This window comes from Enterobacter sp. PL1 (assembly GCF_945957325.1).
GTDB lineage: Bacteria > Pseudomonadota > Gammaproteobacteria > Enterobacterales > Enterobacteriaceae > Enterobacter > Enterobacter roggenkampii.
The window spans coordinates 1-21,359 of the sequence record NZ_CAMFKT010000024.1 but is presented as its reverse complement, the minus strand read 5'-3'; the positions used below and the strand labels follow the sequence as shown (position 1 = coordinate 21,359).

General features: G+C 56.1%; 18 protein-coding genes and 5 tRNA genes. 15 read left to right on the top strand and 8 right to left on the bottom strand.

The window, feature by feature from the left end; translation table 11 throughout:
* Nucleotides 1-10 precede the first annotated feature (10 nt).
* From N6P30_RS19240 to N6P30_RS19220, 5 genes are all read right to left on the bottom strand, one after another.
* Nucleotides 11-1,291, bottom strand: coding sequence for an MFS transporter (locus tag N6P30_RS19240; RefSeq protein WP_023294841.1), 1,281 nt, complete (start codon nucleotides 1,289-1,291; stop codon nucleotides 11-13).
* A gap of 116 nt (nucleotides 1,292-1,407) precedes the next feature.
* On the bottom strand, nucleotides 1,408-2,346 hold the full coding sequence (locus N6P30_RS19235; RefSeq protein ID WP_023294842.1) for a sugar kinase: 939 nt from the start codon (nucleotides 2,344-2,346) through the stop codon (nucleotides 1,408-1,410).
* A gap of 3 nt (nucleotides 2,347-2,349) precedes the next feature.
* Nucleotides 2,350-3,099 (bottom strand): sugar phosphate isomerase/epimerase family protein, encoded by a 750-nt coding sequence (locus N6P30_RS19230; protein WP_032623049.1) that lies wholly within the window; start codon nucleotides 3,097-3,099, stop codon nucleotides 2,350-2,352.
* A gap of 103 nt (nucleotides 3,100-3,202) precedes the next feature.
* Nucleotides 3,203-4,219: a LacI family DNA-binding transcriptional regulator gene (locus tag N6P30_RS19225; RefSeq protein WP_008502761.1), complete on the bottom strand. Its 1,017-nt coding sequence runs from the start codon at nucleotides 4,217-4,219 to the stop codon at nucleotides 3,203-3,205.
* Between the two features lie 179 nt (nucleotides 4,220-4,398).
* A complete protein-coding gene (locus tag N6P30_RS19220) occupies nucleotides 4,399-5,061 on the bottom strand; it encodes an OmpA family lipoprotein (RefSeq protein ID WP_008502762.1) in 663 nt (220 codons plus the stop codon).
* Between the two features lie 212 nt (nucleotides 5,062-5,273).
* Between N6P30_RS19220 and N6P30_RS19215 the strand changes: the two genes are divergently transcribed.
* On the top strand, nucleotides 5,274-7,553 hold the full coding sequence (locus N6P30_RS19215) for a molybdopterin guanine dinucleotide-containing S/N-oxide reductase (protein ID WP_050488809.1): 2,280 nt from the start codon (nucleotides 5,274-5,276) through the stop codon (nucleotides 7,551-7,553).
* On the opposite strand, the gene N6P30_RS19210 is transcribed toward N6P30_RS19215, so the two are convergent.
* On the bottom strand, nucleotides 7,516-7,962 hold the full coding sequence (locus tag N6P30_RS19210; RefSeq protein ID WP_008502764.1) for an N-acetyltransferase: 447 nt from the start codon (nucleotides 7,960-7,962) through the stop codon (nucleotides 7,516-7,518). The two genes, N6P30_RS19215 and N6P30_RS19210, sit on opposite strands and share 38 nt — an antisense overlap.
* Nucleotides 7,940-8,521, bottom strand: coding sequence for a DNA-3-methyladenine glycosylase I (gene tag, locus N6P30_RS19205; RefSeq protein WP_021242476.1), 582 nt, complete (start codon nucleotides 8,519-8,521; stop codon nucleotides 7,940-7,942). The genes N6P30_RS19210 and tag overlap by 23 nt, the downstream gene beginning before the upstream one ends.
* Nucleotides 8,522-8,686: 165 nt before the next feature.
* On the opposite strand from tag, the gene N6P30_RS19200 reads away from it, so the two are divergent.
* The 9 genes from N6P30_RS19200 to dppF all read left to right on the top strand — a co-directional run bounded on the left by N6P30_RS19200 (nucleotide 8,687) and on the right by dppF (nucleotide 19,281).
* Nucleotides 8,687-9,382, top strand: a complete 696-nt coding sequence (locus N6P30_RS19200) for an autotransporter domain-containing protein (protein WP_021242477.1) — start codon at nucleotides 8,687-8,689, stop codon at nucleotides 9,380-9,382.
* Nucleotides 9,383-9,620: 238 nt separating this feature from the next.
* Entirely contained in the window at nucleotides 9,621-10,823 is a 1,203-nt protein-coding gene (locus tag N6P30_RS19195) for an MFS transporter (RefSeq protein WP_008502767.1), read from the top strand.
* A gap of 257 nt (nucleotides 10,824-11,080) precedes the next feature.
* Entirely contained in the window at nucleotides 11,081-12,772 is a 1,692-nt protein-coding gene (gene eptB, locus N6P30_RS19190) for a kdo(2)-lipid A phosphoethanolamine 7''-transferase (RefSeq protein WP_008502768.1), read from the top strand.
* A gap of 91 nt (nucleotides 12,773-12,863) precedes the next feature.
* Nucleotides 12,864-12,940, top strand: a tRNA-Pro gene (locus N6P30_RS19185).
* A 620-nt stretch (nucleotides 12,941-13,560) separates the two neighbouring features.
* Nucleotides 13,561-15,168 (top strand): dipeptide ABC transporter periplasmic-binding protein DppA, encoded by a 1,608-nt coding sequence (gene dppA, locus N6P30_RS19180; RefSeq protein WP_008502769.1) that lies wholly within the window; start codon nucleotides 13,561-13,563, stop codon nucleotides 15,166-15,168.
* A 177-nt stretch (nucleotides 15,169-15,345) separates the two neighbouring features.
* Nucleotides 15,346-16,365 (top strand): dipeptide ABC transporter permease DppB, encoded by a 1,020-nt coding sequence (gene dppB, locus N6P30_RS19175; RefSeq protein ID WP_008502770.1) that lies wholly within the window; start codon nucleotides 15,346-15,348, stop codon nucleotides 16,363-16,365.
* Nucleotides 16,366-16,374: 9 nt separating this feature from the next.
* Nucleotides 16,375-17,277 (top strand): dipeptide ABC transporter permease DppC, encoded by a 903-nt coding sequence (gene dppC / locus N6P30_RS19170; RefSeq protein ID WP_008502771.1) that lies wholly within the window; start codon nucleotides 16,375-16,377, stop codon nucleotides 17,275-17,277.
* Nucleotides 17,278-17,287: 10 nt separating this feature from the next.
* Complete coding sequence (gene dppD, locus N6P30_RS19165; RefSeq protein WP_008502772.1) at nucleotides 17,288-18,271, top strand: dipeptide ABC transporter ATP-binding protein; 984 nt, start codon at nucleotides 17,288-17,290, stop codon at nucleotides 18,269-18,271.
* Nucleotides 18,268-19,281 (top strand): dipeptide ABC transporter ATP-binding subunit DppF, encoded by a 1,014-nt coding sequence (dppF, locus tag N6P30_RS19160; protein WP_008502773.1) that lies wholly within the window; start codon nucleotides 18,268-18,270, stop codon nucleotides 19,279-19,281. Before dppD ends, dppF begins: the two co-directional genes overlap by 4 nt.
* Before the next feature lie 43 nt (nucleotides 19,282-19,324).
* Here the strand turns inward: dppF and coaA are convergent, their stop codons facing one another.
* Entirely contained in the window at nucleotides 19,325-20,275 is a 951-nt protein-coding gene (coaA, locus tag N6P30_RS19155; RefSeq protein ID WP_021242480.1) for a type I pantothenate kinase, read from the bottom strand.
* A gap of 317 nt (nucleotides 20,276-20,592) precedes the next feature.
* Between coaA and N6P30_RS19150 the strand changes: the two genes are divergently transcribed.
* The 5 genes from N6P30_RS19150 to N6P30_RS19130 form a co-directional block, all read left to right on the top strand.
* Nucleotides 20,593-20,668 (top strand) — tRNA-Thr (locus tag N6P30_RS19150).
* 8 nt (nucleotides 20,669-20,676) lie between these two features.
* Nucleotides 20,677-20,761, top strand: a tRNA-Tyr gene (locus N6P30_RS19145).
* Nucleotides 20,762-20,878: 117 nt separating this feature from the next.
* Nucleotides 20,879-20,953 (top strand) — tRNA-Gly (locus tag N6P30_RS19140).
* Between the two features lie 6 nt (nucleotides 20,954-20,959).
* Nucleotides 20,960-21,035, top strand: a tRNA-Thr gene (locus tag N6P30_RS19135).
* Nucleotides 21,036-21,152: 117 nt separating this feature from the next.
* On the top strand, nucleotides 21,153-21,359 hold a 207-nt coding region (locus N6P30_RS19130; protein WP_021242225.1), incomplete at its 3' end, for a GTP-binding protein.

The following is a 21,359-nucleotide window of genomic DNA, read 5'->3' as shown; positions in this document are numbered from 1 at the left end:
TTTTAAGGATTCAGGCGTGGCGAGCGCCGACAGGGTGTTGTTGATTATTAGCAGGCTTAACAATCAGAGTAAGCCATACCGAGGCGAAAAGCGCCACCCCCATAAAGATGTACGATGCGGATGGGCTGCCGGTGGCACCGTTCAGGTAGCCGACGAACCAGGAGCCGCAGAACGAACCCAGTGCACCCATACTGTTAATCAATGCCATTGCACCGCCGGCGACGTTACGCGGCAGCATTTCCGGGATGATGGCAAAGAACGGTCCGTAAGGGGCGTACATGGCCGCACCGGCAACCACCAGCAGCGTATAAGAGACCCAGAAGTGGTTTACGCCCACGGCCCAGGAGCCAATAAAGGCGAAGGCGGCAATCAGCAGCAGCGGCCAGACAAACAGCTTGCGGTTCTGCAGCTTGTCCGACGCCCAGGAAACGATAATCATCGCGATGGTTGCCGCCAGATACGGTACGGATGACAGCCAGCCTACTTCGACCATGCCGAGGTTTTCACCGCCGCTGCGGATAATGGACGGCAGCCACAGCACAAAGCCGTACACGCCAATGCTCCAGGTAAAGTACTGCGCGCAGAGCAGGATCACGTTACGCGAGCGGAAGGCTTCACCATAGTTACGCACCGCCTTCAGACCTTGCTGTTCTTTATCCAGCTGCGCCTGCAGCGCCGCTTTTTCATCTTCGGAAAGCCATTTCGCCTGGGCTGGTTTATCTTTCACCAGCACCCACCAGCAGAAGGCCCAGATAATTGCCGGTACCCCTTCAATGATAAACATCTCGCGCCAGCCGAAGGACTGGATCAGGTAGCCGGACACCACCGACATCCACAGTACCGTGACCGGGTTACCGAGGATCAGGAAGGTATTCGCGCGCGAGCGCTCAGATTTGGTAAACCAGTTGCTGATGTAGATCAGCATCGCGGGCATAACCGCCGCCTCAACGACGCCGAGGATAAAGCGAATGGCGGCCAGGGCAGGAATATTGTTCACCATGCCGGTCAGCGACGCGCAGGCGCCCCAAAGGATCAGACAGATGAAGATCAGCTTACGCACGCTGCGGCGTTCCGCATAGATCGCGCCGGGGATCTGGAAGAAGAAGTAGCCCAGGAAGAAAAGGGCACCCAGCAGGGAGGAGATCCCTTTGGTGATCCCGAGGTCCTCGGTGATCCCTGCGGCGGACGCGAAGCTGAAGTTGGCACGGTCAAGGTACGCCAGGCTGTACGTGATAAACACGATTGGCATGATGTACCACCAGCGTTTTACTGCATTGGTCGAACTGTTCATAGGCTTGCCTCTGTTGTTGAGGTTGTTACCGCCGTTGTCTGTAGGGTACACGGTGGCTTAATTATCTGGTGCGGCTTGCTGCCTCACCCTGGCCCTCTCCCACAGGGAGAGGGAATTTAAACGCCGAGCTGTGCTCGTGTTGGTAATCCTTCGCTGTCGCCCTGCACCTGAATGGCCAGCGAGCCAATCTTGTTGCCTCGCGCGACGGCCTGCGGCAGCGTTTTACCTTCCAGCAGGGCGCTAATCACGCCCACGGCAAAGCCGTCACCTGCGCCGACGGTGTCGACGACGTTCTCGACCTTCACTGCCGCGACCGCGCCCTGCTCGCCGTTGGCCGTTTTAAACCACGCGCCATCGGCACCGGTCTTCAGCACCACCGCTTTTACCCCTTTATTCAGGTAGAAGTCGGCGATGCCTTCCGGCGTGCTTTCGCCGGTCAGAATCATCCCTTCTTTCAGGCCTGGCAGAACCCAGTCCGCCCGGAACGCCAGACGGTTCAGTTTCTCCACCATTTCCGCTTCGCTTTTCCACAGCACCGGACGCAGGTTGGGGTCGAACGATAGGGTTTTCCCCTGGGCTTTCATGGTGGTCGCGGCATGATCCAGCAGCTCATACGAGCTGGCAGAGAGTGCCGCGGCTACGCCGCTCAGGTGCAGATGACGTGCGGAGGCAAAGTAATCGGCGTGGTAATCCGCGACAGAAAGGTGGCTTGCAGCCGAGCCTTTGCGGAAATACTCCACGATGGGATCGGTTCCATTTTCGACCTTGGATTTAAGCTGAAAGCCGGTAGGGAAGCGTCCGTCGAGGGTGACCCCTGCAGCATCAATCCCCTCTTTTTTCAGCGAATCGAGAACGAAATGGCCAAAGCTGTCATCCCCCACGCGGCTGACCCAGCCCACGTTCAGGCCGAGACGCGCCAGGCCGGTCGCGACGTTCAGTTCTGCGCCTGCGACGCGTTTGATAAAGTGCTCCACCGCACTCAGTTCGCCCGTTTCGGTGGCGACAAACATGGCCATGGCTTCACCAATCGTGATGACATCCAGCGTCTTGTGCATGGTTTACTCCTCGCGCAGCAGGTTGACGTAATGGCGGGTAACGGCGGTTAAATCCGCCCCTTCCAGCGGGAATTCGATACCGCGCGGGGCATCGGCAGGCAACTGGCCGAGCAGATCCAGCCAGCGTGCATCGGCGCGGTCCGGTGCGACGGCGCGGAAGTTATCTTTATGCGGCACGGCGGCCTTCACGTGGATATAGCTCACGGCAGGGGCCAGATGACGCGCGGCCTCTTCAGGGGAGTCGCCCACCCACAGCCAGTTCCCCATATCGAAGGTCAGCGTGACGGGGAGCGCCATTTCCCGACAGGCGGCCTGGAAGCGCTGCATGGGCGCGAGCTGTCCGCAGTCGGTCTGATCGTTCTCCACGACCAGCGCCATGCCGCTGGTATTCAGCAGCGTACGCAGGGCGTCCAGAGGTTGCGCGTCGCGGAAATGGCCCAGGGACACCTTCAGCCAAAGTGCGTTCAGGGTGTTGGCTTCAGAAAGATAGCGGGGCAGGTCCGGGTTGAGGGTGCCGTCGGGCATAAACAGGGCGGCGGGTGCGGAGTAGCACGCCAGCAGACCCAGCAGCTCAATGGATTCGCCCAGCGCAGGCAGCGCCAGCAGCTCTTCGCTGTTGAACAGTTCCCGGCGGATCTCCACGCCGTCAGCCCCCGCGCCAGCAATAACGGGGAGCATCGCCCGTTGACCGCCCGCCTGTCGCACCTGTTCCGCACCGTACGCGGCGGTGACCACCATAATTTTCCTGCCCATCTTCGGACTCCATCGCAACATATCAATACTATTACGCTAGATGGAACCGGTTCCAAAGAAAAGGTCAGGATGTTGAATTTATGATCGCTATCACAAGGGAAATTTAACGCGCGGTGGAGCCACGAACGATCAGCTCGCCGGAGAAGACCTGCTCGCGAACGGCATCGCTGGTGCCTTCAATACGACGAACGACTTGTTCAACAGCAGCATAGCCAATCTGCCAGGTGGGCTGTTTGAGGGTAGTAATGCCGACGCCAGCCAGCTCCGCCCACTCCAGTTCATCAAACCCCAGCAGACCGATATCGCTGCCCCAGTGCAGGCCAATGCGCTTGAGCGAGCGGGCAACCTGCAGCGTCAGTGCCCCGTTGGCGGAGATAACCGCTTTGCGCATCCCACGATGGCGCGTATGGAACTGACGCAGGGTGTTGTCAAGCTGCCCGGCTTCGTGAAGCGGCGTTTCGGCATTTTCGGCGATCACGCCGGGATAACGCTCCAGCGTGGCGCGAAATGCGCTCAGGCGCTCGCGTCGGGTGTTGACCATCCCCAGCGGTTCACTCAGAAACAGAATGGCCTCGAAGCCCTGTTCAATCAGATGTTCGGTGGCGGTCGTGGCGGCCTGGGTGTTATCCAGCCCGACCACATCGCAGGCAAATTCCGGGATTTTACGGTCGATGAGGACCATGGGCAGGGAGGATTGCTGCAGGCGATTTAAGCCTTCTTCACGCATGCCTACCGCGTTGACCACAATCCCTTCCACCTGATAGCTGCGCAGCAGGTCGAGATAATGCAGCTCCTGGTCGACTTCGTTGTTGGTATTACAGACCAGCGGCGTAAAGCCTTTCTCGCGACAGGCGGCTTCGATACCGCTGAGCACGTTCACGGAGTAGGGGTTGGTGATATCGGCGATGATCAGCCCGATAAGGCGGGTGCGGCCGCGTTTGAGCCCGCGCGCCATGAGGCTGGGACGGTAGTCGAGATCGGCAATGGCCTGTTCAATACGTGCCAGCAACGCATCGGACAGCAGGTGTTTCTCGCCGTTAAGATAGCGCGAAATGCTGGTTTTACCGGTTTTGGCGGCTTTCGCCACGTCGCTGATGGTGGCCCGGGCTGGTTTGCTCATCACTGATTTCCCTGAATTTAGTGAGAATACCTTAGCGGGAAAATCGGACGAATCAAGTAATTTGCCCGGTGGCGCTGCGCTTACCGGAGGTTGCGGTCTGATACCCTCACCCCAACCCTCTCCCACGGGAGAGGGCGCAAACACTAAAAACGGCAACGGGGTTGCCGTTTTGCTTTTACCTACTGAATTGGGCTTAACGTAATCTCTACGCGGCGGTTCTGCGCCTTGCCTTCCGCCGTGCTGTTGCTGGCGATAGGGTTGGCAGGGCCCATGCCGCTGGTGCGGATGCGGTTTGCTTCAACGCCCTGGGTAATCAGCGAGCTGGCCACGGAATCGGCGCGCTGCTGGGACAGACGCATGTTCAGATCCTGGCTGCCGGTGCTGTCGGTGTAGCCAATCACGTTCACGGCGGTCTTGTTGTACTCTTTCAGCACCATCGCCACGCCGGTAAGGGTGTTCGCACCCGCGGGTTTCAGCGTTGCGCTGCTGCTGTCGAAGGTGACGTTGTTCGGCATGTTCAGGATGATGTTATCGCCGCTGCGCGTCACGCTCACGCCGGTTCCCTTCATTTTGTCGCGCAGTTTTGCTTCCTGCACGTCCATGTAATAACCGACGCCGCCGCCCAGGGCCGCGCCCGCCGCTGCGCCAATCAGCGCGCCTTTGCCGCGGTCTTTCTTGGAGGAGGAGAGCGCCCCAACGCCTGCGCCGACCAGCGAGCCGATACCCGCGCCAATGCCGGATTTACCCGCTTCGCGCTCACCGGTGTAAGGGTTGGTTGTGCAGCCAGAAACAGCCAGTGCACCGCTCACCAGAGCGGCAATAACGAGTACGCGTTTTTTCATCTTCTTTCCTTAATCCTTTTTATTCTTTGCCACGGCGAACGTGGCAGTTGATTATGACGTCCAGATACGGAGAAAATTCCGGGTATAACTCTGAAATTTGTGACAAACCATAAACGGTCTCAGCAAGAAGGCCGTAAAACCTGCACGCAACCAGGAGCGCACGCTTGAGCACCTCAACGAAAACCATTCTGACCGCCGCCCACTGGGGGCCGATGCTGGTCGAAACCGATGGCGAAAATGTTCTGTCGTCTCGCGGAGCATTGCCAACACAACATCCCAACTCTTTACAGACCGTCGTTCGCGATCAGGTGCACAGCAAAACACGCGTGCGCTGGCCGATGGTGCGTAAAGGTTTTCTCGCCTCACCTGACAAGCCGCAGGGCATTCGCGGTCAGGATGAGTTTGTTCGCGTGAGCTGGGATGACGCGCTGGCGCTGATCCACACCCAGCACAAGCGCATTCGCGACAGTTACGGTCCGTCGTCCATTTTCGCCGGGTCCTACGGCTGGCGCTCTAACGGGGTGCTGCACAAGGCGTCGACGCTGCTGCAGCGCTATATGAGCCTGGCGGGCGGCTATACCGGTCATCTGGGGGATTACTCCACCGGTGCGGCGCAGGCGATCATGCCGTATGTCGTGGGCGGGAACGAGGTGTACCAGCAGCAGACCAGCTGGCCGCTGGTGCTGGAACATACCGACGTGGTGGTGCTGTGGAGCGCTAACCCTCTTAACACGCTGAAAATTGCCTGGAATGCCAGCGACGAGCAGGGCATTGGCTATTTCGACGCGCTGCGCAAAAGCGGCAAGCGCATCATCTGCATTGACCCGATGCGCTCTGAAACCCTGGATTTCTTCGGCGACAGCGCCGAGTGGATTGCCCCACATATGGGCACCGACGTGGCAATGATGCTGGGTATCGCCCATACCCTGGTGGAAAACGGCTGGCACGATGTCGAATTCCTGACGCGCTGTACCACCGGCTTCGATAAATTCGCCGACTATCTGACGGGTAAAACGGATGATGTAGCCAAAACGGCAGAGTGGGCGGCTGACATTTGCGGTGTTTCTGCGGATAAACTCCGCGAACTGGCGGCGTTATTCCATAAAAACACCACGATGTTGATGTCCGGCTGGGGGATGCAGCGCCAGCAGTTTGGCGAGCAAAAACACTGGATGCTGGTGACCCTCGCCGCGATGCTGGGGCAGATCGGTACGCCGGGCGGCGGTTTTGGTCTCTCCTATCACTTTGCCAACGGCGGTAACCCCACGCGTAAAGCGGCTGTGCTGGCGTCTCTGCAAGGTTCGGTGCAGGGCGGCGTGGACGCCGTGGATAAAATCCCGGTGGCGCGTATTGTTGAAGCCCTGGAAAATCCGGGCGGTTTTTATCAGCACAATGGTCTCGACCGCCACTTCCCGGATATTAAATTTGTCTGGTGGGCGGGCGGGTCGAACTTCACGCACCATCAGGATACCAACCGCCTGATCCGCGCCTGGCAGAAGCCGGAGCTGGTGGTGATTTCAGAGTGCTTCTGGACCGCCTCGGCGAAACACGCTGATATCGTGCTCCCGGCGACCACCTCGTTTGAGCGTAACGATCTCACCATGACCGGCGACTACAGCAATCAGCATATGGTCCCGATGAAGCGCGTGGTGGCCCCGCGCGATGAGGCGCGTGATGATTTCGACGTGTTTGCTGAACTGAGCGAGCGGTGGGAAGCGGGCGGTCGCGAGCGTTTTACCGAGGGAAAAACCGATCTCGAATGGCTGGAAACCTTCTACCAGATTGCCGGACAGCGCGGCGCGGCGCAGGGCGTGACGCTCCCGCCATTTACTGAGTTCTGGGAGGCGAACCAGATCGTCGAAATGCCGGAGAGCGAACAGAACGCGAAGTTTGTTCGTTTTGCCGATTTCCGCCGCGATCCGGAGAACCACCCGCTGAAAACCGAGAGCGGCAAGATCGTGCTCTACAGCGAGCGCATCGCCAGCTTTGGCTATGCTGACTGCCCGCCGCATCCCACGTGGCTCGAGCCGGACGAATGGCACGGCAACGCCCGGCCGGATCAGCTGCAGGTATTATCTGCCCATCCCGCGCACCGTCTGCACAGCCAGCTTAACTATACCTCCCTGCGCGAGCAGTATGCGGTCGCCGGGCGAGAGCCCATCACGCTGAATACCCTTGATGCGCAAGCGCGCGGGATTGCGGACGGCGACGTGGTGCGCGTCTGGAACGCGCGTGGACAAGTGCTGGCAGGGGCGGTGGTGAGCGACGGGATTAAGCCGGGCGTGATCTGCATTCATCAGGGCGCATGGCCTGACCTTGAGCTCGCCGAAGGCGGTATCTGTAAAAACGGGGCGGTTAACGTGCTGACCAAAGATCTCCCCAGCTCGAAGCTGGGGAATGGTTGCGCAGGGAACACGGCGCTGGCCTGGGTCGAGAAATATACGGGTCCCGAGCTTACCTTAACGGCGTTTGATCCGCCTGCCAGCTCATAATCCACGTCGGGTGTTGGGTGTCATCCTGCCAGGCGCTGTCTTCAATGCGAAAGCCCTGAGCATGGTAGAAATTCACCGCCCGGACATTTTTCTGATACACCTCCAGGGTTAAGTGCGGGAAGCGCTGTTGAACATGGTTCAGCAGCGCGCGCCCGATGCCTTTCCCGATGCATGACGGCGCCACAAACAGGGCGCCGACAAACTGAGACTGCATCACGCTGATAAATCCGCAAGGTTCGCCGTCCTGCTCCCAGACCCAGGTTTCAGCGGACGGCAGATAAACGTCCCGCACCATGGCCTCATTCTCTTTCCAGTAATTCGGCGCGATGAACGGATGCGCTTCCGTGGTGCTTTCCAGCCACAGGCTCAGCAGCGGCGCGGTATTTTCATTTTGCCATTTGCGGATCATGATGGCCTCCCGGATGACAGAAGCAGCCGGTAACGTGGTCGTTGACCAGGCCACAGGCCTGCATAAAGGCGTAGCAGATGGTGGAGCCGACAAACTTAAAGCCGCGTTTTTTCAGTGCCTTCGAGAGCGCATCCGAGGCCGGAGTGGCGGCCGGAATTTCCGCGAGCGTGGTCGCCTCCGTGACTTGCGGAGCGTTATTCACAAACGTCCAGACAAAATCTGAAAATGATTCGCCGTTTTGTTCCATCGCCAGATAAGCGCGTGCGTTACCGATGATGGCCTGGATCTTGCCGCGATGGCGGATGATGCCGGCATCCTGCACCAGTCGCTCGACGTCCTCATCGGTCATCGCGGCGACGGCGACGGGGTCGAACTGGTGGAAAGCGCTGCGGTAATTTTCGCGTTTTTTCAGTACCGTAATCCATGATAACCCCGCCTGCTGGCCTTCCAGGCAGATCATCTCAAAGAGCTTTTTGCCATCCCTTTCCGGCACGCCCCATTCCCGATCGTGATAGTCGATATAAAGCTGATCCTGGCTTACCCAACCGCAACGTTCCATCCGTCATCTCCCTTATTGATACTGATTTCGCAAAAATTTCGTTCTGACTGGCTTGACGTGTTTACTATAAAGACAATAGTTAATACAGGGCCATATGCTCTCTAAGCTCTTCCTGAATAACGACAAATATCGCCGAATTCGGCTCTCTCTGGGGTCGCGTTGAAGATGATAAAAAAAATCAGTGGTCGCCATGCTGTGTCTGGTCTGGTGGGGATTTCAGCCTGCCTGTTTTTTTGTAATACAGCGTCTGCCTGGCAACAGGAATATATCGTTTCAGACGCCCAAAATAATACGGCGGAACGCTATACATGGGACGCGGATCACCAACCGCGCTATGAGGATATTCTCGCGGAGCGTATTCAGTCTTCGCAAAATGCGCCGGGTCTTGCTCTGAATATACCGTCTGGCAGCACGACAGAGGGGGCGATGAGCGTAGGCTGGAATTTTCCCGTTTCAGCGCGAATTACCACCGGCCCGGTGGTGGCGTGGCGGTACGACGGCACGGCTCCCATGATGATCAACGAGTTTGGTGATAGCGCGTCGACACAGTCAGTTACGGACCCGCTCTGGCATGCCAGCGTCAGCACGCTGGGGTGGCGCGTTAACACCCAGTACGGCGATCTCCGGCCCTGGGCGCAGATCAGCTATAACCAACAGTTTGGTGAAAACCAGTGGAAATCGCAGTTTGGTATGCCGCAAACGCCAGCTCCTGCCCAAAATGGCAGCTGGATGGATGTTACCGTGGGAACAGATATTCCCTTTAATACGCACATGGCGGCCTATGCCTCGCTGGCTCAGGGGGAGCATACCACCACCGGTGAGGAGTTTTTATACACCCTCGGCGTCAGCGCCAATTTCTAGCGTTGTTACTTTTTTAAACGTTACGATAACATTTCGAATACAATAACCACGGGCTTTACAGCGATAGCAGATACTAACACGCTGTCGCTTTATTCCCGTGCCAGGTCATTCATTCCCGATTCCAGGCATTTCATTCCGTTCCGCCTGCATTTCATGCCGTTTTACCCCAGGCATATTGAGGTTTTGTTTATCGTTGTCCTCAGCGAATTCCCTCAATTTATCTTGCAGGACAACTGCCATGAACACATCAACCTATAACCGCACGCGCTGGCTCACGCTCTTTGGCACCATCGTCACTCAGTTTGCGCTGGGATCGGTCTATACCTGGAGCCTGTTTAACAGTGCGCTTTCTGACAAACTCGGCGCACCGGTCAGCCAGGTCGCGTTCTCCTTTGGTTTGCTGAGCCTGGGTCTGGCGATTTCATCTTCCGTCGCGGGCAAGCTGCAGGAGCGTTTTGGCGTGAAGCGCGTGACCATGGCGTCCGGCATCCTGCTGGGGCTGGGCTTTTTCCTGACCGCGCATTCCAGCAACCTGATGATGCTCTGGCTGAGTGCGGGCGTGCTGGTGGGACTGGCGGACGGCGCGGGCTATCTGCTGACGCTGTCAAACTGCGTGAAGTGGTTCCCGGAACGTAAAGGCTTAATCTCGGCGTTTGCCATTGGTTCTTATGGTTTGGGCAGCCTCGGGTTCAAATTTATCGATGCCCATCTGCTGGCGTCCGTTGGCCTCGAAAAAACCTTTATGATCTGGGGCGCAATCGTGCTGGTGATGATTCTGTTCGGCGCCACGCTGATGAAGGATGCGCCGCAGCAGGAAGTGAAATCCGTGAATGGCGTGGTGGAGAATGATTTCACCCTCGCGCAGTCCATGCGTAAACCGCAGTACTGGATGCTGGCGGTGATGTTCCTGACGGCCTGCATGAGCGGCCTGTATGTCATCGGCGTCGCGAAAGATATCGCACAGGGGATGGTGAAACTGGATGCAGCCACGGCGGCCAACGCGGTGACCGTCATCTCCATTGCTAACCTCTCCGGTCGTCTGGTCCTCGGTATTCTGTCCGACAAAATCGCCCGCATCCGCGTGATTACGATTGGGCAGGTGGTTTCGCTGGTCGGTATGGCGGCGCTGCTGTTCGCTCCGCTGAATGAAGCCACCTTCTTCGCGGCAATTGCCTGCGTGGCCTTTAACTTCGGCGGCACCATTACCGTCTTCCCGTCACTGGTGAGCGAGTTCTTTGGCCTGAACAATCTGGCGAAAAACTACGGCGTGATCTATCTGGGCTTCGGGATCGGCAGTATCTGTGGCTCGCTGATTGCTTCCCTGTTCGGCGGGTTCTACGTAACCTTCTGCGTGATATTTGCCTTGCTGATTATCTCCCTGGCGCTGTCAACCACGATTCGCCAGCCGCAACGTGAAGTTTTTAAAGAAGTTCATGCATAATCGCGACGAGAAAGGCCGGTAATCCGGCCTTTTTATTTTCTTAACCTGGAAATAAAGCGATTTTGTCTGTTTTTGGATTTGCTTTTTTGTAAATAACTGTACTGATCACACTCTCTGCTGCCACTTTTCCGCTTCCCTGTGGTCTACTTACCACGCCTGTAGACGTTTCATTGAACGATCCCCTGAGCGTATGTCTAATCTGCCCACTTTTTAATCGAGGTGGGCGGCGGTACTGTCCCTTTTTCCGGGTAGCTTGCATGAAATACATTAAATCGATGGCGCAACAAAAGCTCTGCTTTTTGCTGGCGTTGTACATCGGCCTGTTTATGAACGGCGCAGTTTTTTTCCGTCGGTTTGACGGTTACGCGCATGATTTTACCGTCTGGAAAGGAATTGCAGCGGTTGTCGAATTGGTCGCTGCGGTACTGGTCACCTTCTTTTTATTCCGTATTCTTACCCTGTTTGGCCGTCGCGTGTGGCGAGTGCTGGCAACGTTTATCGTGCTGTGCTCGGCGGGTGCCAGCTATTACATGACTTTTATGAACGTGGTGATTGGCTACGGCATTATTGCCTCGGTGATGACCACGGATATCGACCTCTCTAAAGAGGTTGTGGGGCTGCACTTTATCCTCTGGCTGGTAGCGGTCAGCGCCTTGCCGCTGCTGCTCATCTGGAGCAACCGCTGCCGCTATACCCTTGTTCACCAGATCCGCACGCCAGGAAAGCGATTCAGAAGCGTCGCCGTGGTGCTGCTGGCGGGCCTGATGGTCTGGGGGCCGATTCGTCTGCTGGAGGTGAAGCAGAAGAATGATGAGCGTACCTCCGGCGTGGATATGCCGAGCTACGGTGGCGTGGTTGCCAACTCGTATTTACCGTCTAACTGGATCTCCGCGCTGGGGCTGTATGCGTGGGCGCAGGTGGATGAGTCCTCGGATAATAAGTCGCTGATAAACCCGGCGAAGAAGTTTACCTATGTGGCGCCAAAGGATATCGACGATACCTACGTCGTCTTTATTATCGGAGAGACCACACGCTGGGATCATATGGGCATTCTCGGCTATAACCGTGATACCACGCCTAAACTGGCGCAGGAAAAGAACCTGATTGCCTATCGTGGCTATTCCTGTGATACCGCCACCAAGCTTTCCCTGCGCTGCATGTTTGTGCGCGAGGGCGGGGCGAGCGATAACCCGCAGCGTACGCTAAAAGAGCAAAACGTCTTCTCGGTACTGCATCAGCTTGGGTTTACCTCCGACCTCTATGCGATGCAGAGTGAGATGTGGTTCTACAGCAACACCATGGCGCAAAACATCTCCTACCGCGAGCAGATTGGCGCAGAGGCGCGCAACCGTGGCAAACCTGTCGATGACATGTTGCTGATTGATGAGATGAAACTCTCACTCAACGGGAACCCTGATGGTAAGCATATGATCATCCTTCATACCAAAGGGTCGCACTTTAACTACACGCAGCGCTATCCGCGCAGCTTTGCCAAATGGACGCCGGAGTGCGTCGGAGTGGATAAAGACTGCACCAAAGCCCAGTTGATTAACTCTTATGACAACTCCGTGATGTATGTGGATCACTTTATTGATTCGGTGATTGACCAGGTTCGCGATAAGAAGGCTATTGTCTTCTATGCGGCGGACCACGGTGAATCTATCAATGAGTTCGAGCATCTGCACGGTACGCCACGCAAGATGGCGCCGCCGGAGCAGTTCCGCGTGCCAATGATGGTGTGGATGTCCGATAAGTATCTGGAAGACCCGGAGAAAGCGAAGATGTTTGCCCACCTGAAGAAAGAGGCGGAAATGAAGGTGCCGCGTCGTCACGTTGAGCTGTACGACACCATTATGGGTTGTCTCGGCTACACCTCACCGAACGGTGGGATTAACGAAAACAACAACTGGTGTAAACTCCCTGATAACAGCGCAAAAGCCGCGCAGTAGCTGCTCTGGCGAGAATATCGCCAGTTGAATGGCTTTTTGAAAATAAGGGATTGACGGGGGCGCACCTCAGCAGTAAGATGCGCTCCGCATTCGGCGAGTAGCGCAGCTTGGTAGCGCAACTGGTTTGGGACCAGTGGGTCGGAGGTTCGAATCCTCTCTCGCCGACCACATTCTGAAAAGGGCTAACCGTAAGGTTAGCCCTTTTTGCATTATGGCCTTAGCTCTTCAGAGTAATCAAAACGCCCCTTACGCCCGCTTCTCCCTGCCTGTTAACGATTTTGTGACATAATCCATTGTATTTTTTTATATATAGATTGATCTTTTTTCGCGTTGCTTATGGATAACCTCAGCATTTTTCGCTGTGCGTTTTAACGTTCGCGGTATTTAGTGCTCAGATAATCACCATTCTGCAAGAAAATTTATCCATTCTGAATAAAAGTTAATCACTGATTGTTGCGAAATATGAAGATAGTTGTGCTGCAACATGGCGAGTAGCATAAATTTCCCTGCTGAAAACTGACGCTCATGGTTTTTTTAATCTTTGTTTGCGGTTTCTCACACTCAGCGTAAATCCCCGTCACCTGTATTGACGTTTTCACATTCTGTTGACAGATTGTAGGGCATGAGGGGCATTTCAGGGACGATCTGCGCTGCAACTCAAACGCTCTTCTGAAAGGATTCTCCATCCCTTTAACGCCTTCGGGCACCTCCGACCGGACCGGGTAAAAAATAAATAAAGGTCTGGCGGCGTAACACAACAAAGCAAAACATCACATTGGAGCAGAATAATGAGTATTTCCTTGAAGAAGTCAGGGATGCTGAAGCTTGGTCTGAGCCTGGTGGCTATGACCGTGGCAGCAAGCGTACAGGCAAAAACCCTGGTTTACTGTTCTGAAGGCTCGCCGGAAGGCTTTAACCCACAGCTCTTTACCTCTGGTACGACTTACGACGCAAGCTCTGTACCGATCTATAACCGTCTGGTTGAATTCAAAACCGGCACCACGGAAGTGATTCCGGGTCTGGCCGAGAAGTGGGACGTCAGCGAAGACGGTAAAACCTACACCTTCCACCTGCGCAAGGGCGTGAAGTGGCAGGACAGCAAAGAATTCAAACCAACGCGCGACTTTAACGCCGACGACGTTGTGTTCTCCTTCGACCGTCAGAAAAACGCTCAGAACCCGTACCACAAAGTCTCTGGCGGCAGCTATGAATACTTCGAAGGGATGGGTCTGCCGGATCTGATCTCTGAAGTGAAAAAAGTAGACGATAATACCGTTCAGTTCGTGCTGACGCGTCCGGAAGCACCGTTCCTGGCTGACCTGGCCATGGACTTCGCCTCAATTCTCTCCAAAGAGTACGCGGACAATATGCTGAAAGCCGGTACGCCGGAAAAAGTCGACCTGAACCCAATCGGTACCGGTCCATTCCAGCTGCTGCAGTACCAGAAAGACTCCCGTATTCTGTATAAAGCATTCGAAGGCTACTGGGGCACCAAGCCGAAGATTGATCGTCTGGTCTTCTCCATTACGCCTGATGCGTCAGTACGTTATGCAAAACTGCAGAAAAACGAATGCCAGGTGATGCCATACCCGAACCCGGCTGACATCGCCCGCATGAAGCAGGATAAGAACATCAACCTGCTGGAGCAGGCTGGCCTGAACGTGGGCTATCTCTCCTTCAACACCGAGAAGAAACCGTTTGATGACGTGAAAGTGCGTCAGGCGCTGACCTACGCGGTGAACAAAGAAGCGATCATCAAGGCGGTTTACCAGGGCGCTGGCGTTGCAGCCAAAAACCTGATCCCACCAACCATGTGGGGCTATAACGACGACGTTAAAGACTACTCCTACGATCCTGAGAAAGCGAAAGCGCTGCTGAAAGAAGCGGGCCAGGATAAAGGCTTCACCGTTGAGCTGTGGGCGATGCCGGTACAGCGTCCGTACAACCCGAACGCACGCCGTATGGCAGAAATGGTTCAGGCTGACTGGGCGAAGATTGGCGTACAGGCCAAGATTGTGACCTACGAGTGGGGCGAGTACCTGAAGCGCGCCAAAGCGGGTGAGCACCAGGCAGTGATGATGGGCTGGACCGGTGACAACGGGGATCCGGACAACTTCTTCGCCACCCTGTTCAGCTGTGCTGCAGCGAAAGACGGTTCTAACTACTCTCGCTGGTGCTACAAGCCGTTTGAAGACCTGATCCAGCCGGCGCGTGCGACCGACGATCACAACAAACGTATTGAACTGTACAAGCAGGCGCAGGTTGTTATGCACGATCAGGCTCCGGCGCTGATTGTTGCTCACTCCACCGTGTACGAGCCAGTGCGTAAAGAAGTGAAAGGCTACGTGGTTGATCCACTGGGCAAACACCACTTCGAAAACGTATCGGTTGAATAATTAAAAGCAACGCCAGGCGGCGCTGCGCTTGCACTGGCCTACGGTATGTAGGCCGGGTAAGCGTAGCGCCACCCGGCAGCAGTGCTTAATTCTCTCTCTGAAAGGAGAGGGGATAAGATTTGTGAGCAATACAGACGTCACGCCACTGGTCGTGCGTCATCAGAGAGAATCCGGGTTATGTTGCAGTTCATCCTCCGACGTCTGGGACTTGTTATCCCCACGTTTATCGGTATCACCCTTCTCACTTTTGCCTTCGTCCATATGATCCCCGGCGACCCGGTAATGATTATGGCGGGCGAGCGTGGTATTTCCCCTGAGCGCCATGCACAGCTGCTGGCTGAACTTGGCCTCGATAAGCCAATGTGGCAGCAGTATCTCCACTATATCTGGGGCGTGCTGCACGGTGATTTAGGGATTTCGCTGAAAAGCCGTCTCCCGGTGTGGGACGAGTTCGTGCCGCGTTTTAAAGCGACGCTGGAGCTTGGCGTCTGCGCCATGATTTTCGCCACCGCGGTGGGTATTCCTGTCGGGGTACTGGCTGCCGTTAAGCGTGGCTCTATTTTTGACCACACCGCTGTGGGCCTGGCGCTGACCGGTTACTCCATGCCTATCTTCTGGTGGGGCATGATGCTGATCATGCTGGTCTCGGTGCAGCTTAACCTGACACCGGTCTCCGGGCGCGTCAGCGATATGGTCTTCCTGGATGACTCCAACCCGCTCACCGGCTTTATGCTGATTGATACGGCTATCTGGGGCGAAGAGGGCAACTTCATGGATGCCGTCGCGCATATGATCCTGCCTGCCATGGTGCTGGGTACCATTCCTCTGGCGGTGATCGTGCGTATGACCCGTTCATCGATGCTGGAAGTGCTGGGTGAGGATTATATCCGCACCGCGCGCGCCAAGGGCCTGACGCGTATGCGCGTTATCATCGTCCATGCGCTGCGTAACGCCATGCTGCCGGTGGTGACCGTTATCGGTCTCCAGGTGGGGACATTGCTGGCGGGGGCGATCCTGACCGAAACCATCTTCTCCTGGCCGGGCCTGGGTCGCTGGCTGATTGACGCGCTGCAACGCCGTGACTATCCGGTGGTGCAGGGCGGTGTGCTGCTGGTCGCGACGATGATTATCCTCGTCAACCTGCTGGTCGATTTGCTGTACGGCGTGGTGAACCCGCGTATTCGTCATAAGAAGTAAGGGGCCATCATGTCACAGGTTTCTGAAAACAAAGTTGTTGCTGCACCGGTTCCGATGACGCCGATGCAGGAGTTCTGGCACTACTTCAAGCGCAACAAAGGCGCGGTGGTGGGGCTGGTGTATGTCGCTATCATGATCCTGATTGCGGTGTTTGCGAACGTCCTCGCGCCGTATAACCCGGCGGATCAGTTCCGCGATGCGCTGCTCGCCCCGCCTGCCTGGCAGGATGGCGGTAGCCTGGCGCACCTGCTGGGGACCGATGATGTGGGCCGCGATGTGCTGTCGCGTCTGATGTACGGTGCGCGCCTGTCGCTGCTGGTCGGCTGCCTGGTGGTGGTGTTATCCCTGATTATGGGGATCGTACTGGGTCTGGTTGCCGGCTACTTCGGCGGTATCGTTGATAACATCATCATGCGTATCGTCGACATCATGCTGGCGCTGCCAAGCCTGCTGCTGGCCCTGGTGCTGGTGGCGATCTTTGGTCCGTCGATCGGTAACGCCGCCCTGGCGCTGACGTTCGTGGCGCTTCCTCACTACGTGCGTTTAACCCGTGCGGCGGTGCTGGTGGAAGTGAACCGCGATTACGTCACCGCCTCTCGCGTGGCGGGTGCCGGTGCGATGCGCCAGATGTTCGTCAATATCTTCCCGAACTGCCTTGCGCCGCTGATCGTTCAGGCGTCGCTCGGTTTCTCTAACGCCATTCTTGATATGGCCGCTCTTGGCTTCCTGGGCATGGGTGCGCAGCCGCCAACACCGGAGTGGGGCACCATGCTCTCCGACGTGTTGCAGTTCGCACAAAGCGCCTGGTGGGTTGTCACCTTCCCGGGTCTGGCAATCCTGCTGACGGTGCTGGCATTTAACCTGATGGGTGATGGCCTGCGTGATGCGCTTGATCCCAAACTGAAGCAGTAAGAGGCACGAGATGGCGTTATTAAATGTAGATAAATTATCGGTGCACTTCGGCGATGAAGGCACCCCGTTTCGCGCCGTGGACCGCATCAGCTATAGCGTAAATCAGGGCGAAGTGGTTGGCATTGTCGGGGAGTCCGGTTCCGGTAAGTCAGTGAGCTCACTGGCGATCATGGGGCTGATTGATTACCCGGGCCGCGTGATGGCGGAAAACCTGCAGTTCAACGGTCAGGACCTGAAGCGCATTTCTGAGAAACAGCGCCGCCAGCTGGTGGGTGCGGAAGTGGCGATGATTTTCCAGGATCCGATGACCAGCCTGAACCCGTGCTACACCGTCGGTTTCCAGATTATGGAAGCAATCAAGGTGCATCAGGGCGGGAATAAGAAAACGCGTCGTCAGCGGGCGATCGACCTGCTGAACCAGGTGGGCATTCCTGACCCGGCATCGCGTCTGGACGTTTACCCGCACCAGCTTTCAGGCGGGATGAGCCAGCGCGTGATGATCGCCATGGCGATTGCCTGTCGGCCAAAGCTGCTGATTGCGGATGAACCGACGACGGCGCTGGACGTGACCATCCAGGCACAGATCATCGAGCTGCTGCTGGAGCTGCAGCAGAAAGAGAACATGGCGCTGGTGCTGATTACGCACGATCTGGCGCTGGTGGCCGAAGCCGCGCACAAAATCATCGTGATGTATGCCGGCCAGGTGGTCGAGACCGGAAATTCACACGATATCTTCCGCGCGCCGCGTCACCCGTATACCCAGGCGCTTTTACGCGCGCTGCCGGAGTTTGCTCAGGATAAAGCGCGTCTGGCGTCGCTGCCGGGTGTGGTGCCGGGCAAATATGACCGTCCGCAGGGCTGTCTGCTCAATCCGCGCTGTCCGTATGCGACGGACAAATGCCGGGCGGAAGAGCCAGAGCTGAACCAGCTGGCTGACGGTCGTCAGTCGAAATGCCACTACCCACTCGATGATGCCGGGAGGCCAACACTATGAGTACGCAACAGGCCACCACGCAACAGCCGCTGTTGCAGGCCATCGACCTGAAAAAATATTACCCGGTAAAGAAGGGGCTGTTTGCCCCTGAACGCCTGGTGAAAGCGCTGGACGGCGTCTCCTTTAACCTCGAACGCGGTAAAACGCTGGCGGTGGTGGGGGAGTCCGGCTGCGGGAAATCCACGCTGGGCCGTCTGCTGACGATGATTGAAGTGCCGACCGGCGGCGAGCTCTATTATCAGGGGCAGGATCTGCTCAAGCACGACCCGCAGGCGCAGAAGCTGCGTCGCCAGAAAATCCAGATTGTGTTCCAGAACCCGTACGGTTCGCTGAACCCGCGTAAAAAGGTGGGGCAGATTCTGGAAGAGCCGCTGCTGATCAACAGTAATCTGAGCAAAGAGCAGCGCCGTGAAAAAGCGCTGGCGATGATGGCGAAGGTCGGCCTCAAAACCGAGCACTATGACCGCTACCCGCACATGTTCTCCGGCGGCCAGCGTCAGCGTATCGCCATCGCACGCGGGCTGATGCTTGACCCGGACGTGGTGATTGCCGATGAGCCTGTTTCAGCGCTCGACGTCTCCGTGCGGGCACAGGTGCTGAACCTGATGATGGATCTCCAGCAGGAGCTGGGGCTCTCTTACGTGTTCATCTCCCACGACCTGTCGGTGGTGGAGCATATTGCCGATGAAGTGATGGTGATGTACCTGGGGCGCTGCGTGGAGAAGGGGACCAAAGACCAGATCTTTAATAACCCTCGTCACCCGTACACCCAGGCGCTGCTGTCTGCGACGCCGCGTCTGAACCCGGACGATCGTCGTGAGCGCATAAAGCTGACGGGAGAGCTGCCAAGCCCGCTGAATCCGCCGCCGGGATGTGCATTCAACGCCCGCTGCAGCCGCCGCTTTGGCCCCTGCACCCAGCTACAGCCGCAGTTAAAGGAGTATGGGGGGCAGCTGGTGGCCTGCTTCGCGGTCGATCAGGATGAAAATGGCGAGAAGCCACACGCATAACGAAAAAAACCGGCGCTAAGCCGGTTTTTTTATGTCTGCTTTATTATTTCCGCAGGCGAATCTGGTCGACGGCGTGCTTCTCGCTCTTGGTGAGGATCAGGCTCGCACGCTCGCGCGTCGGCAGGATGTTCTCTTTAAGATTCACATAGTTGATCTCATTCCACAGCCCCGTCGCCACATTGATCGCTTCTTCTTCAGAAAGCTGAGCATAGTGGTGGAAATAGGAATCCGGATCGGTGAATGCCCCTTCACGGAACTTCAGGAAGCGGTTGATGTACCAGTTCTGCAGCAGGTCTTCCGGCGCATCGACATAAATAGAGAAATCGACGAAATCCGAGACAAAGACGTGATGCGGATCGTGAGGATAGTCCATGCCGCTTTGCAGCACGTTGAGACCTTCCAGAATGAGAATATCCGGCTGGACCACCGTCTTATCCCCACCCGGGATGCGATCGTAGATCAGGTGCGAATAGACCGGCGCCGTCACGTGAGGCACGCCGGATTTCAGATCGGAGACAAATTTTACCAGACGGTGCATATCATAAGAGAGCGGGAAGCCTTTCTTCTTCATCAGCCCGCGTTCTTTTAATACTTCGTTTGGATGCAGGAAGCCGTCGGTCGTGATCAGCTCCACGCTGCGGTGTTCCGGCCAGCGGCTCAACAGTGCCTGCAGGACGCGTGCGGTGGTGCTTTTACCCACGGCCACGCTGCCTGCGATACTGATGATATAAGGAATGCGTTGACCGTTCGTCCCGAGAAACTGCTCCAGCACCGCCTGACGACGCAGGTTCGAGCTGATATAGAAGTTAAGCAAGCGCGAGAGGGGGAGATAAATTTCTGCCACTTCTTCAAGGGACAGATCTTCGTTTATCCCTTTTAACCGTGCGATTTCACCTTCCGTCAGCGTCATAGGGACGGAATCACGCAGGGCAGCCCACTGGCTGCGGTTAAAGTGAAGATAAGGCGTCATTAACGTTTGCTCTTTTTTGCTCATAAGCATGCTTCAGTGAGCCAGCATTAAACTGCCGGATCGTGGCTCATCACACAGTTAATTTTGGACAATGGGCAGGAGGTTAACACCAGATGACAGGAATAATAAGAAAAAAGATGGAAAGCGCTGCGTTACGCGGAGGCCGTCACGCTACGGTGTTTACAGTGCAAATACCCCTTACATGTTGATTATTTGACCGTGAATGACTACTTTTACAGCGCTCAACACGTTGTTAGCATAAAATGTGAGCGAAAGAACGTTTTATGCAAATTTTTAGTTGCATGACCGCGCAGGTATCCATAGAATGCGCGCTACTTGATGCCGACTTAGCTCAGTAGGTAGAGCAACTGACTTGTAATCAGTAGGTCACCAGTTCGATTCCGGTAGTCGGCACCATCAAGTCCGGTGGGGTTCCCGAGCGGCCAAAGGGAGCAGACTGTAAATCTGCCGTCACAGACTTCGAAGGTTCGAATCCTTCCCCCACCACCACTTTCTGGCAGCGTAAATGCCGCCGGAGCTGGTTGGAAAAATTAGCCAGCTCAAACTGAAAAAGAGAGAAATCTCTTTTTTTGTTACAGAAAGAACTGGGTAGCCGAGTTTCAGGATGCGGGCATCGTATAATGGCTATTACCTCAGCCTTCCAAGCTGATGATGCGGGTTCGATTCCCGCTGCCCGCTCCAATACGTGCTGATATGGCTCAGTTGGTAGAGCGCACCCTTGGTAAGGGTGAGGTCCCCAGTTCGACTCTGGGTATCAGCACCACTTCACTTCTCCTTCCCGTTTCTCTCTGTTTCAATTTTACTGTATTCAACAATTCAGGCCTTCGCCTGGTTGATGTGGTGATATCACCGATTTATCCGTGTCTTAGAGGGACAATCGATGTCTAAAGAAAAGTTTGAACGTACAAAACCGCACGTTAACGTCGGTACTATCGGCCACGTTGACCATGGTAAAACAACGCTGACCGCTGCAATCACTACCGTTCTGGCAAAAACCTATGGTGGTTCTGCTCGTGCATTCGACCAGATCGATAACGCACCAGAAGAAAAAGCTCGTGGTATCACCATCAACACCTCTCACGTTGAG

Bases quoted from the DNA above. Each gene is read 5' to 3' on its own strand.
- N6P30_RS19210 (WP_008502764.1), bottom strand. From the start codon at position 7,962: ATGATCCGCAAATGGCAAAATGAAAATACCGCGCCGCTGCTGAGCCTG.
- N6P30_RS19195 (WP_008502767.1), top strand. From the start codon at position 9,621: ATGAACACATCAACCTATAACCGCACGCGCTGGCTCACGCTCTTTGGC.
- tag (WP_021242476.1), bottom strand. From the start codon at position 8,521: ATGGAACGTTGCGGTTGGGTAAGCCAGGATCAGCTTTATATCGACTAT.
- dppF (WP_008502773.1), top strand. From the start codon at position 18,268: ATGAGTACGCAACAGGCCACCACGCAACAGCCGCTGTTGCAGGCCATC.
- dppD (WP_008502772.1), top strand. From the start codon at position 17,288: ATGGCGTTATTAAATGTAGATAAATTATCGGTGCACTTCGGCGATGAA.
- dppB (WP_008502770.1), top strand. From the start codon at position 15,346: ATGTTGCAGTTCATCCTCCGACGTCTGGGACTTGTTATCCCCACGTTT.
- eptB (WP_008502768.1), top strand. From the start codon at position 11,081: ATGAAATACATTAAATCGATGGCGCAACAAAAGCTCTGCTTTTTGCTG.
- N6P30_RS19235 (WP_023294842.1), bottom strand. From the start codon at position 2,346: ATGCACAAGACGCTGGATGTCATCACGATTGGTGAAGCCATGGCCATG.
- N6P30_RS19220 (WP_008502762.1), bottom strand. From the start codon at position 5,061: ATGAAAAAACGCGTACTCGTTATTGCCGCTCTGGTGAGCGGTGCACTG.
- N6P30_RS19240 (WP_023294841.1), bottom strand. From the start codon at position 1,291: ATGAACAGTTCGACCAATGCAGTAAAACGCTGGTGGTACATCATGCCA.
- dppA (WP_008502769.1), top strand. From the start codon at position 13,561: ATGAGTATTTCCTTGAAGAAGTCAGGGATGCTGAAGCTTGGTCTGAGC.
- N6P30_RS19230 (WP_032623049.1), bottom strand. From the start codon at position 3,099: ATGGGCAGGAAAATTATGGTGGTCACCGCCGCGTACGGTGCGGAACAG.
- dppC (WP_008502771.1), top strand. From the start codon at position 16,375: ATGTCACAGGTTTCTGAAAACAAAGTTGTTGCTGCACCGGTTCCGATG.
- N6P30_RS19215 (WP_050488809.1), top strand. From the start codon at position 5,274: ATGCTGGTCGAAACCGATGGCGAAAATGTTCTGTCGTCTCGCGGAGCA.
- N6P30_RS19200 (WP_021242477.1), top strand. From the start codon at position 8,687: ATGATAAAAAAAATCAGTGGTCGCCATGCTGTGTCTGGTCTGGTGGGG.
- coaA (WP_021242480.1), bottom strand. From the start codon at position 20,275: ATGAGCAAAAAAGAGCAAACGTTAATGACGCCTTATCTTCACTTTAAC.
- N6P30_RS19225 (WP_008502761.1), bottom strand. From the start codon at position 4,219: ATGAGCAAACCAGCCCGGGCCACCATCAGCGACGTGGCGAAAGCCGCC.